This window comes from Clostridium sp. KNHs214 (genome assembly GCF_000744935.1).
In the GTDB taxonomy this organism is placed as follows: domain Bacteria; phylum Bacillota; class Clostridia; order Clostridiales; family Clostridiaceae; genus Haloimpatiens.
The window spans coordinates 299,600-315,412 of sequence record NZ_JQMW01000013.1 but is presented as its reverse complement, the minus strand read 5'-3'; the positions used below and the strand labels follow the sequence as shown (position 1 = coordinate 315,412).

The window sequence follows — 15,813 nt, the reverse complement described above, 5'->3', positions numbered from 1 at the left end:
TACTATCAATAGAATTCACAATAGTTTGGTTTGAATTCTAAACAATTGGGACAACACTATTTAGAGCTAGTAGGTTGTTGAACTTTAAAAAATATTGTGAATTCTATTGTATGATTATCCCACAAAAAGCATTATATTACCTGAATTATGAAATTTCTCTGGAATGATTTGCATAAGAAGCAAAGGAACTGTTTAAATCTATTGTTACTAGCTCTTATGCAAGTCATGGAGGAGAACTTTCTCAAAGCATATAAATGGTTTAGTTTTTCCATTATTAAAAAATACTTGTCCTACTTTTTTGTAACCTAATTTTTTAAACATAGATTGCATTTTTATATTTTCTATATAGGTATCAGTTCTAATGGAAGTAAATTTGTTATTTCGTGCAAATTTTTCTGAAAAAGATATTAACTCTTTTGCCACACCTTTTCTTTGCCAGTTTATATCTACAGCCATTCTATGAATAACAATTATTTTACCATGGGAATCAGTCCAATTAATTTCATTGTATTCTTTTGATTCAATATGATTTAATACCACTATTCCTATAATTTTATTATTAAATTTAGCAACAAATAAATATCCAGCGTCAATATCTTCTTTAATTATTTCTTTATTAGGATAAGATTGATCCCATTGATTAGAACCTTCTTCATTCATTTTCTTAACGCAAAGTTCAATTAAATGCATAATTTCTTTTAAATCATCTATGGATGCTTGTATTATTTTCATAACAAATCCTCCCTGCTGCCAATATGAGTTATATTAATCTTAGACACATTCAAATAAATAATAAGTTAGTATGTTAGTCTATTTTGGGTCATATTGCTTCAAAAGAACCCGTCGATAGTCTTACTAGTGATGGAGAACTGTTTTCTTGTTTGACACAAAATATACTAACATTTTTGACTTGGTGTCTTTTCATATGCCTTGTAAAAAAATTATGATTCATATGATTTACATGATTCATATGAAATAAAAAAACTATTTAAAATAATTTTAACATAAGAGGTATAAGTTTTCTAATGTATTATTAGTACTCTAAGGCAGAGGAGACGGGCAAAGTGCTCTTGCCCGTAAAAAAATAAGGCTATATATTATCTTTGAATAAGGAAATCGGAAAGTGAACTTTTTATGAATAAGTTACTATTTGCGTTTAAATGCCAGTTCACTGCATATCTTCTTCAAGATATTTAAATACAACCTTTTCTACTTCATCTGCTTGGTTATCGGTAATATTAAGTCTTTCTATGTATCCGTCTAGGGCTTTAAGTTCAATAACGCCATATTCTTCATTGGTTATTAAGTCTACATTTCTTTTGAACTCTAAAATTTTATACCCTTCTTTAATCATTTGTGAAATTTTATTATTCAACAGCACCGCCTCCAGAAATATTATGTATAATTTTCATTTAATACTATTATTTACTTGTAGACGTATAAATATACCTTAATATATAATCTTAATAATTAATATAAATATGAATTATTTGCATGTGAATCTTAAAAATACTAAAAAATATACGATTTTTATGCAGCAAAATATTGCATTAAAAGAAGGTATCAAATGAAAAAAGGAGAAAAATAAGGTTATATATATAAAATATCGTGGTAGTTAAGAGAAATGTAAAAATACAAACAATTTTCTTAAAATTCAGCAAAGAATAAATTTTAAGAACGTAGTATAATTTTAATTGTAGAAATTTAATTTATTTTTATATTATTTTAGGGGAGGGAACCATAATGATAGATAAGCTAATATATGAACAAGATAATGAATTAGCACTATTAATGGAGAAAGAATTAGAAAGACAAAAGGGAAATATTGAACTTATAGCTTCAGAAAATATTGCAAGTCCAGCAGTTATAGAAGCTATGGGAAACCACCTAACAAACAAGTATGCAGAAGGTTATCCAGGAAAGAGATATTATGGTGGATGTGAATTCGTAGATGAAATAGAAGACCTTGCAAGAGAAAGACTTAAGAAAATATTTGGAGCAGAACATGTAAATGTTCAGCCACACTCTGGAGCAAGTGCTAATATTGCTGCATATTTTGCTATTATTAAACCAGGAGATACAATCTTAGGAATGAATTTATCTCATGGTGGACACTTGACTCATGGAAGTCCAGTTAACATATCAGGAAGTTATTTTAATGTAGTATCTTATGGAGTAGATCCAGATGACCAAAGAATAGATTATGAAGAAGTTAGAAGACTAGCTGTAGAAAATAAACCAAAGGTTATTGTAGCAGGAGCTAGTGCTTACCCAAGAATAATAGATTTTGCTAAATTTAGAGAAATTGCAGATGAAGTTGGAGCATATTTAATGGTAGATATGGCTCATATAGCTGGTCTTGTAGCAGCTGGACTTCATCCAAATCCAGTAGAATATGCTGACATAGTAACTTCTACTACTCATAAAACATTAAGAGGACCAAGAGGAGGGGTAATCCTTTGCAAGAAAGAACTTGCTAAGGCTATAGATAAAGCTATATTCCCAGGAACTCAAGGTGGCCCATTAATGCACATAATAGCTGCAAAAGCAGTATGCTTCAAAGAAGCTTTATCAGATGAATTTAAGGAATATCAAAAACAAGTAGTGAAGAATGCTAAAGCTTTGGCAGAAGCTCTTGTAGATAGAGGATTTAACTTAGTTTCAGGTGGTACAGATAATCATCTAGTACTTGTAGACTTAAGAAATAAGAACATAACAGGAAAAGAAGCTCAAATATTATTAGACAAGATTCATATAACAGCAAACAAAAATTCAGTTCCTTTTGAAACTGAAAGTCCATTTGTAACTAGTGGAATAAGATTAGGCTCACCAGCTGTTACTACAAGAGGTATGAAAGAAGAAGATATGGTAGAAATAGCTGACATAATTGCTAAAGCAATAGAAAACAGAGAAGATTTAGAGCCACTAAATAAGAGAGTAGCAGCTCTATGCGAAAAATATCCATTGTATGAGGGATTAAAATAATACTAGTTTTGCAACAATATCAACAATAGCAAAAATAACATATAACATATAGAAATTTAAGGAATAGAGGTTTATATATTAGAGCTCTATTCCTTTTTTTACGATATATAAGGAAGTAATAAAAACATTATTCATTTTACATGCTAAATTTTAAATTAAAAACCTTTATTCATCTAATGTAGAGCTTGAATTTTATGTGCGAAAGTTGAGTATTTAAATAATAAGTGGTGATTGGGAATTATGAATTGGAGATTTAGAATTGAAAATTCATAAAAGTAGTAAAAAAATATATTATAATCAAGTTTTAAAAAGATATAATACTAAAATTTATGAATTTTAATAAAAATTCTATTTGATTTATATAAAATGTTTGGTAAAATAAATTTAAGAAAACAAAATATAATATGTGTCTTTTAAAGAAAAACAATATATATTTTTTTAAGATATAGAAAACGTTTTATTGCTTTGTATTTTATGACTAAGATTTATTTCAACATAATAGGTGAATAGGCATACATTTATAAGGTTAAATTATACAAGCAGAGTTATGTGTTTAAGCGCTAATAATGGATAGACTTAATTATATATTAAATTTGAGGAGGTATAGTATTATGGGAAGTAAGTGTCTAGAAAGTTTTTTAAAGGAAGGATTGGAGGATTTAAGAGGTAAAGGATTGTATAACCAAATAGAATCACTAGAAAGTCCAAATGGATCAATAATAAAAATAAATGGTAACGACCTTATAAATTTATCCTCTAACAACTATTTAGGATTTGCTACAAACAAAAGAATGATGGAAGCTGCAAAAAAAGCTGTAGATAAATATGGAGTAGGTGCAGGTGCAGTTAGAACAATAAACGGTACTTTAGATATACATGATGAATTAGAAAGAAAAATTGCAGAACTTAAAGATGCAGAAGCCGCTATAGCTTTCCAATCAGGATTTAACTGCAATGCTGGTGCAATTCAAGCTATTATGGATAAACATGATGCTATATTATCAGATGAATTAAACCATGCTTCTATAATAGATGGATGCAGACTTTCTAAAGCTAAAATAATAAGAGTTAACCACTCAGACATGGATGATTTAAGAAAGAAGGCTAAGGAAGCTAAGGAAAGTGGATTATACAATAAGATAATGGTTATAACAGATGGAGTATTCTCTATGGATGGAGACATAGCTAAGCTTCCAGAAATAGTGAAAATAGCAGAAGAATTTGATTTAATAACTTATGTTGATGATGCTCACGGTGAAGGCGTACTTGGAAAAGGTAAAGGTATAGTAAGTCATTTTGGACTTGAAGGAAAAGTAGATTTGGAAATAGGAACTTTATCAAAAGCATTAGGAGTTGTAGGAGGATGTGTAACAGGAAGCAAGGATTTAATTGACTGGTTAAAAGTAAGAGCAAGACCATTTTTATTCTCAACTTCATTGACTCCAGGAGCTGCAGCTGCTGTAATAGAAGCTATCAATATATTAATGGAAAGTTCAGAAGCTGTTGATAGAGTATGGAAAAATGGAGATTACTTAAAGAAGGGGTTAAAAGAATTAGGATTTAATATAGGAAACAGTGAAACTCCAATAACTCCATGTATAATTGGAGATGAAAAGACAGCACAAAAATTCAGTGCTAGATTAAGAGAAGAGGGAGTTTATGCTAAATCAATAGTATTCCCAACAGTACCTCTTGGAACAGCTAGAGTTAGAAATATGCCAACAGCAGACCATACAAAAGAAATGCTTGACAAAGCACTAGAAGTATATGCAAAGGTTGGTAAAGAGCTTGGGGTTATAAAATAATAATTGAGAATTAAGAATTGAGAATTAAGAATTGAAGGATAAAATTCCTTTGGAATTTGAACCTACATTCTAAATATTACATTAAATATTACATTTTAAATATTAAAATAAGTAAGGGGAGAACTCTAATGAAAAAAATATTAGTTACAGGATGCTTGGGACAAATAGGCTCAGAGCTTACAATGAAATTAAGAAATACTTATGGAAATGATAACGTTGTAGCTACAGACATAAGAAAACTTGAAGGAAATGAAGTAATAGAATCAGGTCCATTTGAAATATTAGATGTTAATGATGGAAAAGCTATGGGAGAAATTGCAAAAAAATATAATGTTGACTCAATTATACACTTAGCAGCATTATTATCAGCAGTAGCAGAAGCAAAACCAGTACTTGCATGGAATATAAACATGGGTGGATTATTTAATGCACTAGAAGTTGCTAGAGAATTAAATTGTTCATTCTTTACACCAAGTTCAATTGGTGCTTTTGGACCATCAACACCAAAAGATAAAACACCACAAGACACGATACAAAGACCACAAACTATGTATGGCGTAACAAAGGTTTCAGGAGAACTTTTATGTGACTACTACTTTAAGAGATTTGGTGTAGACACAAGAGGAGTTCGTTTCCCAGGATTAATATCATACAAGACATTACCAGGTGGCGGAACTACAGACTATGCAGTAGATATATACTACAAAGCTCTACAAGATAAAAAATATGCTTCATTTATAGGAGAAGGAACATATATGGATATGATGTATATACCAGATGCTCTTGATGCTATAGTTAAATTAATGGAAGCAGATGGAGCAAAATTAAAGCATAGAAATGCATTTAACATAACAGCTATGAGCTTTGCACCAGAACATGTAGCAGCAGAAATTAAAAAACACATTCCAGAATTCCAAATGACTTACGATGTAGATCCTATTAGACAAGCAATAGCTAATTCATGGCCAAATTCCATAGATGATTCCGCAGCTCGTGAAGAATGGGGATTTAATCCAAAATATGATTTAGCTTCTATGACAACAGATATGTTAGAAAAATTAAAAGTTAAATTAAACATTAAATAATGAAAAATTTTAATTAAGTTACAAAAAAGTACATTGCAGGATGAAAATCCATCAGCAATGTACTTTTTATTAACTTTATAAAATGCTATAATAGTAAAATATAGATTTTTTAATGTCATTATGGTTATTTTATGAAGGGAGAGATTTAGTTGGGAAGTAAGTATTTTATAATAGATGAAAAAGTTCTTCCAGAAGTATTTGCAAAAGTTGTTGAACTTAAAGAGCTATTATATATAGGAAAGGTAAAGGATATATCAGAGGGAGTAAAGGTAGTTGGCATAAGTAGAAGTACCTATTATAAGTATAAAGATTTTGTTTTCTCCTTATCTGAAAGTGTAAAAGGACAAAAGGTTACTATTGGACTTTTACTTGAAAACCAAAAGGGAACTCTTTCAGGAATACTTGATGAGATAGCAAGGCACAATGGAAATATACTAACTATAAATCAAGATATACCTATAAATAATGCTGCTAATGTAACTGTAACTTTTAACATATCTGATATGGACGTGGAAATGAATAAACTTTTAGAAGGAATAAATAATTTGAAGAATGTATTAAAAGTAAGTTTGATAGCTATGGAGTAAATAAAACATATAGAGCAAAAACGTTATGCAATATGTGGTAATTCCAAAATGGTTGGAAACAAGTATATATAGTGAAAATAGGGACTGTTGCACTAAGAAGAAATACTATGATATATTGTGTTAACTTTAAACTTGCAAAACAATATATATTGTATGTGAATTCTTCAATGCAACAGCCCCTTGTGATTACTCTTTAAATTTGGGAATTACTATTATATCCATTGGTACATTGACTTCTGCCTTGCCCCATTCCGCCATTACCTCGTCTTCCACCTTGTCTTTGGGAAGAATTTTTTCTGCTGTTTCTATTTTCTAATGTACAGTTTTTAGAGTTTTCTTTAATTTTGTTCTTAATATTTTCTCCTTCCTCCTTACTCAAATCACCTTTAGCTACGCTTTCATCAATTGCTTTTGATTTGCTGTCTACTAAGGTTTTTTTGAGATCCTCTTCTGATAATCCTTTCTCTTTAGCAAAACCTACTAATGTTTTTCCTTCAGCTAAAGCTTTATTTATTTCTTCATCACTTACTTTTAATTTATCTTTAATTACAGATGTGATGAAGTCGTATCCTCTTTTGCCTGTTATTCTGCGCAAACCTAGTCCAGTTTCATTATATGATTTTTGTGAGTTATTATTTTCAACTGCTGCAGGTTTTGAAGTATTTAAGTTATTTGCACTAGTGGCATATACTGTACTTCCTAAAGCTAACATGGTACACATAGATAGTGTTAATAATAAGTTTTTTCTTTTCATATTTAAAACCTCCTGTTTTTTAGTTTATATATATATATTAAAGTGTATCTGTGGTTAAAGTATGGGGTAATTGTGATAAAATTGTGAAAAGAATAAAAGATTTAAAGGAATATATGTTAAAATAAATAGTAGATAGTTATAGTCAATTTTCTTGCAATTTGCATATGAGTAATAGAATTCTTATTTTACATTCTATATTTTAAATTAAAAAACAATGTATAACTTGATTAACCCACAATAAGGTAGAATGTAATGGAATTATGAAATTTCTCCTCCATGAGTTGCATAAGAACTTGGAACAATAAATTTAATTTAAGAAATTCTAATCTTTTAGCCATATAAAATTATCTAACGCTCACATTCAGCGTCCTGCCTCAGGTTCGCTAGCCTGGCGTCCTTTTAAGGGTTACGATAATTTTATCTGTCTAAAAGAAGAATTTCTAAAATTAAATTTAAATAGTTCCTTCGCTTCTTATGCAACTCATTCCAGAGAAATTTCATAATTCAAGCAATGTAATACTTATTGTGGGTTAATCATAACTTTAAATTATGCACGAAAGTTGAGTAGATAATAAATAATAGATAAGTTAACAGCAGTGTTTTGAATGTTATAAATTTATTAGATGAGGGGTGTTATAAATGTCATATGATTTTAATAAAATAGTGGACAGGCTTCATACAAAAAGTGTTAAGTGGGATCTTCTAGAAGAAATGTACGGGGATAAAGACGTTATACCTATGTGGGTAGCAGACATGGATTTTGAAGTTCCTGAGGAGATAACAAAGGCTATAAAAGAAAGATTGAATCATGAAATATTTGGATACAGCTTTAGAGGTAAGGAATATAATGAGGCAGTAATTAATTGGATGAAACGACGTCATGAATGGGATATAAAGAGTGAATGGATAAAGTTTACTCCAGGCGTAGTACCAGCTTTGAATTTCATATTAAGGGCATTTACAAAGCCTGGAGATCATGTAATCATACAAACACCTGTATATCATCCTTTTGCTAGATCCATAAAGAACACTGGGTGTACAGTTGTAAAAAATCCTTTAAAATACGAGAACTTTACATATAAAATGGATTTACAAGATTTAGAAAAGAAGATAACTAATAGAACTAAAATACTGATTTTATGCAATCCTCACAATCCTGTGGGAAGAGTATGGAGTAAGAAGGAATTAACAGCTTTAGGAGAAATCTGCTTAAAACATGGAGTATTAGTGGTGTCTGATGAAATACATTTTGATCTTATATATAAAGAAAATAAGCACACAGTATTTGCATCTATAAGTGAGGAATTTGCTCAAAATTCTATAACTTGCACAGCACCAAGTAAAACATTTAATATAGCTGGATTCCAAACATCTAATATAATAATACCTAATGATAAGCTTAGAAATTTATTTAGTATAGAATTAGAGAATTTAGCCATAAATGATCCTAATATTTTTGGTTGTGAAGCATTAATAGCTGCATATAATTCAGGTGCACAGTGGCTTGATGACCTTATAGATTATTTAAAAGGAAATTTAGATTTTCTAATTAGTTTTATAGAAAAAAGAATACCTAAAATTAAGGTTGTTAAGCCAGAGGGCACATATTTAGTTTGGGTTGATTGTTCAGGATTAAACATGAATGGTGAAGAAATGAGAGAATTCTTTGTTAAAAAAGTAAAACTAGGTCTAGACGATGGAATAATGTTTGGAGAAGAAGGAGAAAAGTTCCAGAGGGTAAATATAGCTTGCCCTAGAATCATATTAAAAGAAGCCTTAGAAAGAATAGAAAAAGAAGCTAATAAACTTTAAATTTTACATTCTACATTTTGCATTTAAAAAATATTTATTTTTATCAATTATCAATGTTCAGCGATGCTTGATCATTGATAATTGATATTTTATGTTAGATTATCAAGTTGAAAAATTACATAAAAATATGCTTGAAATTATAAAAAAATTGACGTATACTGAAATTATGAAAGCGGTAACATATTAAGGGGGAATTTAAAATGGCAGTTACAATAAAGCATATAGCAGATAAGGCGGGAGTATCTTTAGCAACAGTTTCTAGAGTTTTAAATGATTCAGGTTATGTTAAAGAAGAAACTAGGAAAAAAGTAGTACAGGCAATAAAAGAACTTAATTACACACCTAGTGCTATAGCTAGAAGCTTAACAAAAAAGAAGACTAATGTAATAGGTGTTGTAGTACCAGATATTAACAACCCACACTTCGGAGAATTAATAAAGGGAATATCAAAAGTAGTGGATGCTGCCAATTTAAACATGATACTATGTGACACAGATGAAAGCCCAGATAAAGAATTGAAGGCTTTACAGTTATTAAGAGAACAAAGAATAGAGGGAATAATCGTTTCACCTACGTCTAATGAAAATGATTTCAATAGCGAGTGCTTAAATACCCTAGAAAACCTAGGAATACCTATTGTGCTTTTAGATGGAGATGTTAAATACTCAAATTTTAGTGGTGTATTTGTAGATAACATAAAGGGTGCCTATGAAGGTACTGCGGCTCTTATAAAAGAAGGGCATAATAGAATAGCTATAATAACAGGTAGAATTAATTCTAAGCCTGCAAAAGATAGACTTATTGGATATAAAAAAGCTTTAGCTGCAAATAATATAGATATAAGGGAAGAATACATTTTCTATGGTGATTACAAAGAAGAAAGTGGATATAAATTGACCAAAGAAATTCTTAATATGAAAGAGAGACCTACAGCCATTTTCTCTAGCAATAATATGATGACATTGGGTTGTATAAAAGCACTTAATGAGCATGGTATTAGTATACCTAAAGATATGGCTATGGTGGCTTTTGATGAGCTAAAAGTTTTAAATATTCTTGGAATGAATATAAGTTTTATTTCAACGCCTACAGAAGAAATGGGTAGAACAGCTATGGAATTACTTTTGGAAAATTTAAAGGATAAAGAAAAAACTCAAGTTAATAGAATAACCTTGCATCCAAAGCTTTTACTAAAAGGATCAGAAAGGTTTAAATAATGGTTAAAAGGCAATTTTATAGTTGATAAGAGGAGGAGTGTCTATGTTGAGTTATAAAGAACTATATGATCAATGGCTTAATAGCGATTATTTTGACGATAAAATAAAACTGGAGTTAAAGAATATAGCTGAAGATGAAGAAGAGATACAAGACAGATTTTATAAGGATTTAGAATTTGGTACAGCAGGCTTAAGAGGAAAAATAGGCGCAGGCACTAATAGAATGAACAAATATATAATAAAAAGAACTACTCAAGGACTTGCAAACTACATAAGTAAAATGGGTAAGAAATATAAAGATAGAGGAGTTGCCATTGCTTATGATTGCAGACTCTTTTCAAAAGAATTTGCAAAATACACTGCACTAGTTTTAGCTGGGAATGGTATAAAGGCATATTTATTTGAGGATTTAAGGCCTACTCCAGAGCTTTCCTTTGCAGTAAAAAGATTGAACACTGCCATGGGTATAGTTATAACTGCTAGTCATAATCCAAAGGATTATAACGGATACAAGGTATATGGAGAAAATGGAGCGCAGATACTTACAAATGCAGCAGAAAGCATAACAGAGGAAATTTCTAAAATAGAAAACTTCTCTTGTATAAATGAAATGGAAGAAACAGAAGCTATAGAAAAAGGCTTATTAAATATAATAGGAAGAGAAATAGATGATGAGTATATAAATAAGGTTAAAGAATTGTCTATAAGGGCTTCAGAAGAGGAAATAGACAAAGGCATAGTAGTGGTTTATACACCACTAAATGGAGCTGGAAACATACCCGTAAGAAGAGTTTTGAGGGAAAGAGGATTTAGAAACATAAATGTAGTTAAAGAACAGGAGATGCCTGATGGAACCTTTCCTACTATTGAATATCCAAATCCAGAGGATATAAAAGCTTTTGAATACTCTATATCTCTTGGAAAAAAAGTAGGGGCAGACTTATTAATTGCTACAGATCCAGATTGTGATAGAGTGGCTACCATGATAAAAAATATAGATGGTGAATATTTGGCCTTAAGCGGAAATCAAACCGGAGCACTTTTAATTAAATATATATTAGAAGGAATGAAGGCAAAAGGAACATTGCCAGACAATGGTGTTATTGTTAAATCAGTAGTTACTGGTGATTTGGGCATGGCTATTGCTGAAAAGTATGGAGTGAAAACATTCCAGTGTCTAACTGGATTTAAAAATATATGTGGGTTAGGTGAAAAGTTAGAAAAGGAACAAAATTACAAATTTTTATTTGGATATGAAGAAAGTATAGGTTATACCACTGGAAGATTTGTAATGGATAAAGATGGAGTTATAACTTCAATGCTTTTGTGTGAAGCAGCAGCATATTATAAAAAACAAGGAAAAACACTAATAGATATATTAAATGATGTTTATGAAGAATTTGGATATTATAGAGAATTTTCCACTTCCATAGTTTTAGAAGGTATAGAAGGAAGTAAGAGAATTGGAAGAATGATGGAGGAATATAGAAAGAGTTACCCTAATGAAATAAGTGGAGAAAAACTCGTTAAATATATAGATTTTAAAATAGGAGAAGAAAAGAATTTAGTAACTGAAGAGATTTTTAAGGTAGATATACCTACATCAGATGTTTTAAAATTTACATTTGAAGATGATTCTTGGTATGCATTAAGACCTTCAGGTACAGAACCAAAGATAAAATTATATATATATGTTAAAAAAGACTCTTTAAAAGCGGCTGAAGAAGCTTTAAAAGGCATGTCTGAACACATATTAAATAAACTTTATTCTATAGAGTAAATAAAATTCTAAGTTTTATATGGAATTTTATTTCAGATAAAATTTAGAAGGTGTTATCCAATGGTGAAGTTGTCGTTATCTTCCACGTCTTTAAATGGTGTAAACATTGCGGTAGTGAGCTATGGGATAAAATTTTAAAATAAGGAGAGATAGTTATGAAAATACAGCAATACATTGACCACACATTATTAAAACCAGAGGCTACAGAGGAGCAAGTTATTAAAGTATGTAAAGAGGCTAGAGAATATAAGTTTGCATCAGTATGTGTAAACCCTTACTATGCTTCATTAGTAACTAAAGAATTAGAAGGAACAGAAGTGAAAACTTGTGTTGTAATAGGTTTTCCTTTAGGAACTAACACTAAAGAAGTTAAAGCTTTTGAAACAGAGAAGGCTATAAAAGATGGTGCTAAAGAAGTAGATATGGTTATAAATGTAGGAGCTCTAAAAGATAAGAAATATGATGTAGTAAAAGAAGACATAAAATCTGTAGTAGAAGCCGCAAAAGGCAAAGCACTTGTAAAAGTTATAATAGAAACTTGCCTTTTAACCGAAGAAGAAAAAGTAAAATCATGTGAGCTCTCAAAAGAAGCAGGAGCAGATTTTGTAAAAACCTCTACAGGATTTTCAACAGGTGGGGCTAATAAAGAAGATATAGCTTTAATGAGAAAAGTAGTAGGAAAAGAATTAGGAGTAAAGGCATCTGGAGGAATAAGAGACTATAAAGCTTGCATGGATATGATTAATGCTGGAGCTAGCAGAATAGGAGCTAGTGCAGGTATAAAGATAGTGCAGCAGGCAGAAAGTGAGGACATGGAAGAAACTAAGGGAGCGGGTCTTTACTAATAAATATAAATAAGTGCACAAAATTAATTGATAAATAGTGTTTTGTGAAGGGAGCTGAAGAAATATGAGAATGTATGATTTGATAATTAAAAAAAGAAATGGTGAAGAACTTACAACTGAAGAAATAAACTTTTTTATAGATAATTATACTAAAGGAAATATTCCAGATTACCAAGTAGCATCTCTTTTAATGGCTATATTTTTTCAAAAGATGAACGCTAGAGAGACAGCAGATTTAACTATGGCTATGGTACACTCAGGAGATATGCTTGATTTGTCTAAAATAGAAGGTATAAAGGTAGATAAACACAGTACAGGAGGAGTTGGAGACACTACCACTTTAGTGTTAACTCCAATGGTTGCAGCACTTGGAATTCCAGTGGCTAAAATGTCTGGTAGAGGATTAGGTCACACTGGTGGAACTATTGATAAACTAGAATCTTTTGATGGTTTCTCAGTGGAGATAAGCGAGGAGCAATTCATAAATAATGTAAATACCATAAAAATAGCAGTTAATGGTCAAACCCCAGACTTAGCCCCAGCAGATAAAAAATTATATGCGCTAAGAGATGTAACAGGAACAGTAGATAATTTATCACTTATATCTTCAAGCATAATGAGTAAAAAGATAGCTTCTGGAGCTGATGCTATTGTTTTAGACGTTAAAGTTGGAGAGGGGGCTTTCATGAAGACTTTTGGAGATGCTAAAGCACTTGGAACAGCTATGGTTAATATAGGTAAGAATGTTAGTAAAAACACTGTAGCTGTAATATCTGATATGGATCAACCACTAGGATTTGCCATAGGAAATGCCTTAGAAGTTAAGGAAGCTATAGATACATTGAAAGGAAATGGTCCAGAAGACTTATTAGAACTTTGTTTAACTTTAGGAAGCAATATGGTGCTTTTAGCTAAAAAAGCTGTAACTATAAAGGAAGCTAAAGAAATGCTTTTAGGAACAATAAAAGATGGATCAGCTTTAGCTAAATTTAAAGAATTCATAAAAGCTCAAGGTGGAAATGCGGAGCAAGTGGAAGATACTGATAAACTTCCAAAGGCTAAATACGTAGTTCCAGTAAAAAGTCCAAAAGCAGGTTATGTAAGCAAGATACACGCTGAAAACATAGGAGTGATTGCTATGGAATTAGGAGCAGGCAGAGCTACTAAAGAAGATGTAATCGACTTAGCAGTAGGCATAGTATTAGCTAAGAAAAGAGGAGAAAAGGTAGCTGAGGGAGATATAATAGCTTATGTTCATGCTAACCATGAGAAGAAAGCAGAAAAAGCAGTGAAAGATATCATAAATAACTATGAAATAAAAGAGCAATATAGCAATAAAGTACCACTTGTTTATGATGTTATAAGATGATTAACCCACAATAAGGTAGAATGTAATGGAATTATGAAATTTGTCCTCCATGACTTGCATAAGAGCTTGGAACAATAAATTTAATTTAAGAAATTCTAATCTTTTAGCCATATAAAATTATCTAACGCTCACATTCAGCGTCCTGCCTCAGGTTCGCTAGCCTGGCGTCCTTTTAAGGGTTACGATAATTTTATCTGTCTAAAAGAAGAATTTCTAAAATTAAATTTAAATAGTTCCTTCGCTTCTTATGCAACTCATTCCAGAGAAATTTCATAATTCAAGCAATGTAATACTTATTGTGGGATAATCATAAGATAGCATATATTGGGTGGAGATGCCGTAATAAAAATCTGCTTTTAATTCCGTGATAAATGTGAAATTTTGGACTGTGAACAGTACGCCAAGAACTTCTAAATAATTGTCCATTTAAATAACCTAAAGTTTTCAAACTCACTCGTACCTCGCTCAGACAATGAAAACTTCTTAACGGTTCTTTAAATGGACAAATAAAGAAGTTCTAAGGCTAGTTCAATAGTCCTAAATTTCACATTTATCACTCCATTAAAAGCAGATTTTTAAGTTCATACGTACATTACTTGTGGAGGGAGACGGGCTACTAAAGGATGATTTTCCTCCATTATGTTACGGAAAATCTTCAATTAAATAAAAGGTATAGCAAGAAAATCTATAACTATTTCATTAATGGGATAGTTATAGATTTTTTTTATTTAAGTGCTTTGAAAATTTTTTTGGCGATAGCCAGTTTAATATATGGATTTAGCTAAGAGCTCAATTTTACTATTTCGTATAAACCTCTATTTTGTTTTATCAATTTTGGAGTATCCTTTGTAAATAAGAAATCCTGAAAAACTTAATTCAAGTAGAACTATAATCTTTATTAATGGATGAATATTTTCAAATGTGTAGTTTATCCCAACACCAGGTAATGATTGAATAAATAAGATTGCAATAATTAATTGAGTAAAAGTAATAAATAGCAAATAGCTTCCCAATTTAAACATTTCTAATTTCCACCCCTTTTAATTTGTTATATTTTACAATTGTTTAATAAATTATAATTATTCTATGTTCTATTATAATATTAATTTCAATATATGGTTTTTCATTTAAGTACCTTGGAAATTTTTATTGGAGGTAGACCGTTGATTTATAATGAATGATCAGGGACTAATGACTAAAATGAAAGACTCCACCTAAAAAGATTATTACCCTTTTCCTATTTATAAATTAAAGATTTCCCATAGCTAAACGGAGGAAAATCATTCTTTGGTCAGCTGTGTTCCTCCTCTGATAGCTTATGTATGAACTAAAAAATCTGTCTTTAAGGTAACAATAAATATATTTTCTTAGACTATTGAGCTAGCCTTAGAAATTCTTTGTTTTCAAATTTCAATACCCGTTAAGAAGTTTTCATGTTTGAGCGCCGTCAGAAGCGAGTTTGAAAGCTTTAGGGTATTGAAATTTGAAAACATTAGAATTTCTTGGCGTATTGTGAACGGTCTAAGAAAATATATTTATTGTGGACTTAAAGATAGATTTTTCTTATTGTACTT

The 15,813-nt window shown here is 30.5% G+C and carries 13 protein-coding genes; 9 read left to right on the top strand and 4 right to left on the bottom strand.

Annotation, left to right across the window (positions count from 1 at the left end; genetic code table 11):
• Window positions 1–207 precede the first annotated feature (207 nt).
• Entirely contained in the window at window positions 208–732 is a 525-nt protein-coding gene (locus CC89_RS16975) for a GNAT family N-acetyltransferase (protein ID WP_035294198.1), read from the bottom strand.
• Between the two features lie 436 nt (window positions 733–1,168).
• Window positions 1,169–1,375, bottom strand: coding sequence for a hypothetical protein (locus CC89_RS16970; RefSeq protein ID WP_035294195.1), 207 nt, complete (start codon window positions 1,373–1,375; stop codon window positions 1,169–1,171).
• A gap of 368 nt (window positions 1,376–1,743) precedes the next feature.
• Between CC89_RS16970 and glyA the strand changes: the two genes are divergently transcribed.
• The 4 genes from glyA (at window position 1,744) to CC89_RS16950 (ending at window position 6,462) form a co-directional block, all read left to right on the top strand.
• Complete coding sequence (gene glyA, locus CC89_RS16965) at window positions 1,744–2,985, top strand: serine hydroxymethyltransferase (protein WP_035294194.1); 1,242 nt, start codon at window positions 1,744–1,746, stop codon at window positions 2,983–2,985.
• A 611-nt stretch (window positions 2,986–3,596) separates the two neighbouring features.
• A complete protein-coding gene (locus CC89_RS16960) occupies window positions 3,597–4,790 on the top strand; it encodes a glycine C-acetyltransferase (RefSeq protein WP_035294193.1) in 1,194 nt (397 codons plus the stop codon).
• 128 nt (window positions 4,791–4,918) lie between these two features.
• Window positions 4,919–5,875 (top strand): L-threonine 3-dehydrogenase, encoded by a 957-nt coding sequence (locus CC89_RS16955; RefSeq protein WP_035294192.1) that lies wholly within the window; start codon window positions 4,919–4,921, stop codon window positions 5,873–5,875.
• Window positions 5,876–6,024: 149 nt separating this feature from the next.
• The gene (locus CC89_RS16950; protein ID WP_035294190.1) at window positions 6,025–6,462 is read left to right on the top strand and encodes an ACT domain-containing protein; all 438 of its coding nucleotides are present in this window, start codon (window positions 6,025–6,027) and stop codon (window positions 6,460–6,462) included.
• Between the two features lie 193 nt (window positions 6,463–6,655).
• On the opposite strand, the gene CC89_RS16945 is transcribed toward CC89_RS16950, so the two are convergent.
• A complete protein-coding gene (locus CC89_RS16945) occupies window positions 6,656–7,216 on the bottom strand; it encodes a peptidylprolyl isomerase PrsA family protein (protein ID WP_051931935.1) in 561 nt (186 codons plus the stop codon).
• A gap of 639 nt (window positions 7,217–7,855) precedes the next feature.
• Between CC89_RS16945 and CC89_RS16940 the strand changes: the two genes are divergently transcribed.
• The 5 genes from CC89_RS16940 (at window position 7,856) to CC89_RS16920 (ending at window position 14,239) form a co-directional block, all read left to right on the top strand.
• Window positions 7,856–9,028, top strand: coding sequence for a MalY/PatB family protein (locus tag CC89_RS16940; RefSeq protein ID WP_035294188.1), 1,173 nt, complete (start codon window positions 7,856–7,858; stop codon window positions 9,026–9,028).
• 200 nt (window positions 9,029–9,228) lie between these two features.
• On the top strand, window positions 9,229–10,245 hold the full coding sequence (locus CC89_RS16935) for a LacI family DNA-binding transcriptional regulator (RefSeq protein ID WP_035294186.1): 1,017 nt from the start codon (window positions 9,229–9,231) through the stop codon (window positions 10,243–10,245).
• Window positions 10,246–10,291: 46 nt separating this feature from the next.
• Window positions 10,292–12,025: a phospho-sugar mutase gene (locus tag CC89_RS16930; protein WP_035294677.1), complete on the top strand. Its 1,734-nt coding sequence runs from the start codon at window positions 10,292–10,294 to the stop codon at window positions 12,023–12,025.
• 155 nt (window positions 12,026–12,180) lie between these two features.
• Window positions 12,181–12,870, top strand: coding sequence for a deoxyribose-phosphate aldolase (gene deoC / locus CC89_RS16925; RefSeq protein WP_035294184.1), 690 nt, complete (start codon window positions 12,181–12,183; stop codon window positions 12,868–12,870).
• Window positions 12,871–12,934: 64 nt separating this feature from the next.
• Window positions 12,935–14,239: a pyrimidine-nucleoside phosphorylase gene (locus CC89_RS16920; protein ID WP_035294182.1), complete on the top strand. Its 1,305-nt coding sequence runs from the start codon at window positions 12,935–12,937 to the stop codon at window positions 14,237–14,239.
• An 815-nt stretch (window positions 14,240–15,054) separates the two neighbouring features.
• Here the strand turns inward: CC89_RS16920 and CC89_RS16915 are convergent.
• Window positions 15,055–15,261: a hypothetical protein gene (locus CC89_RS16915; protein ID WP_035294179.1), complete on the bottom strand. Its 207-nt coding sequence runs from the start codon at window positions 15,259–15,261 to the stop codon at window positions 15,055–15,057.
• Between the last annotated feature and the right edge of the window lie 552 nt (window positions 15,262–15,813).

Bases quoted from the DNA above. Each gene is read 5' to 3' on its own strand.
- CC89_RS16975 (WP_035294198.1), bottom strand. From the start codon at position 732: ATGAAAATAATACAAGCATCCATAGATGATTTAAAAGAAATTATGCAT.
- glyA (WP_035294194.1), top strand. From the start codon at position 1,744: ATGATAGATAAGCTAATATATGAACAAGATAATGAATTAGCACTATTA.
- CC89_RS16960 (WP_035294193.1), top strand. From the start codon at position 3,597: ATGGGAAGTAAGTGTCTAGAAAGTTTTTTAAAGGAAGGATTGGAGGAT.
- CC89_RS16955 (WP_035294192.1), top strand. From the start codon at position 4,919: ATGAAAAAAATATTAGTTACAGGATGCTTGGGACAAATAGGCTCAGAG.
- CC89_RS16945 (WP_051931935.1), bottom strand. From the start codon at position 7,216: ATGAAAAGAAAAAACTTATTATTAACACTATCTATGTGTACCATGTTA.
- CC89_RS16940 (WP_035294188.1), top strand. From the start codon at position 7,856: ATGTCATATGATTTTAATAAAATAGTGGACAGGCTTCATACAAAAAGT.
- CC89_RS16935 (WP_035294186.1), top strand. From the start codon at position 9,229: ATGGCAGTTACAATAAAGCATATAGCAGATAAGGCGGGAGTATCTTTA.
- deoC (WP_035294184.1), top strand. From the start codon at position 12,181: ATGAAAATACAGCAATACATTGACCACACATTATTAAAACCAGAGGCT.
- CC89_RS16920 (WP_035294182.1), top strand. From the start codon at position 12,935: ATGAGAATGTATGATTTGATAATTAAAAAAAGAAATGGTGAAGAACTT.
- CC89_RS16915 (WP_035294179.1), bottom strand. From the start codon at position 15,261: ATGTTTAAATTGGGAAGCTATTTGCTATTTATTACTTTTACTCAATTA.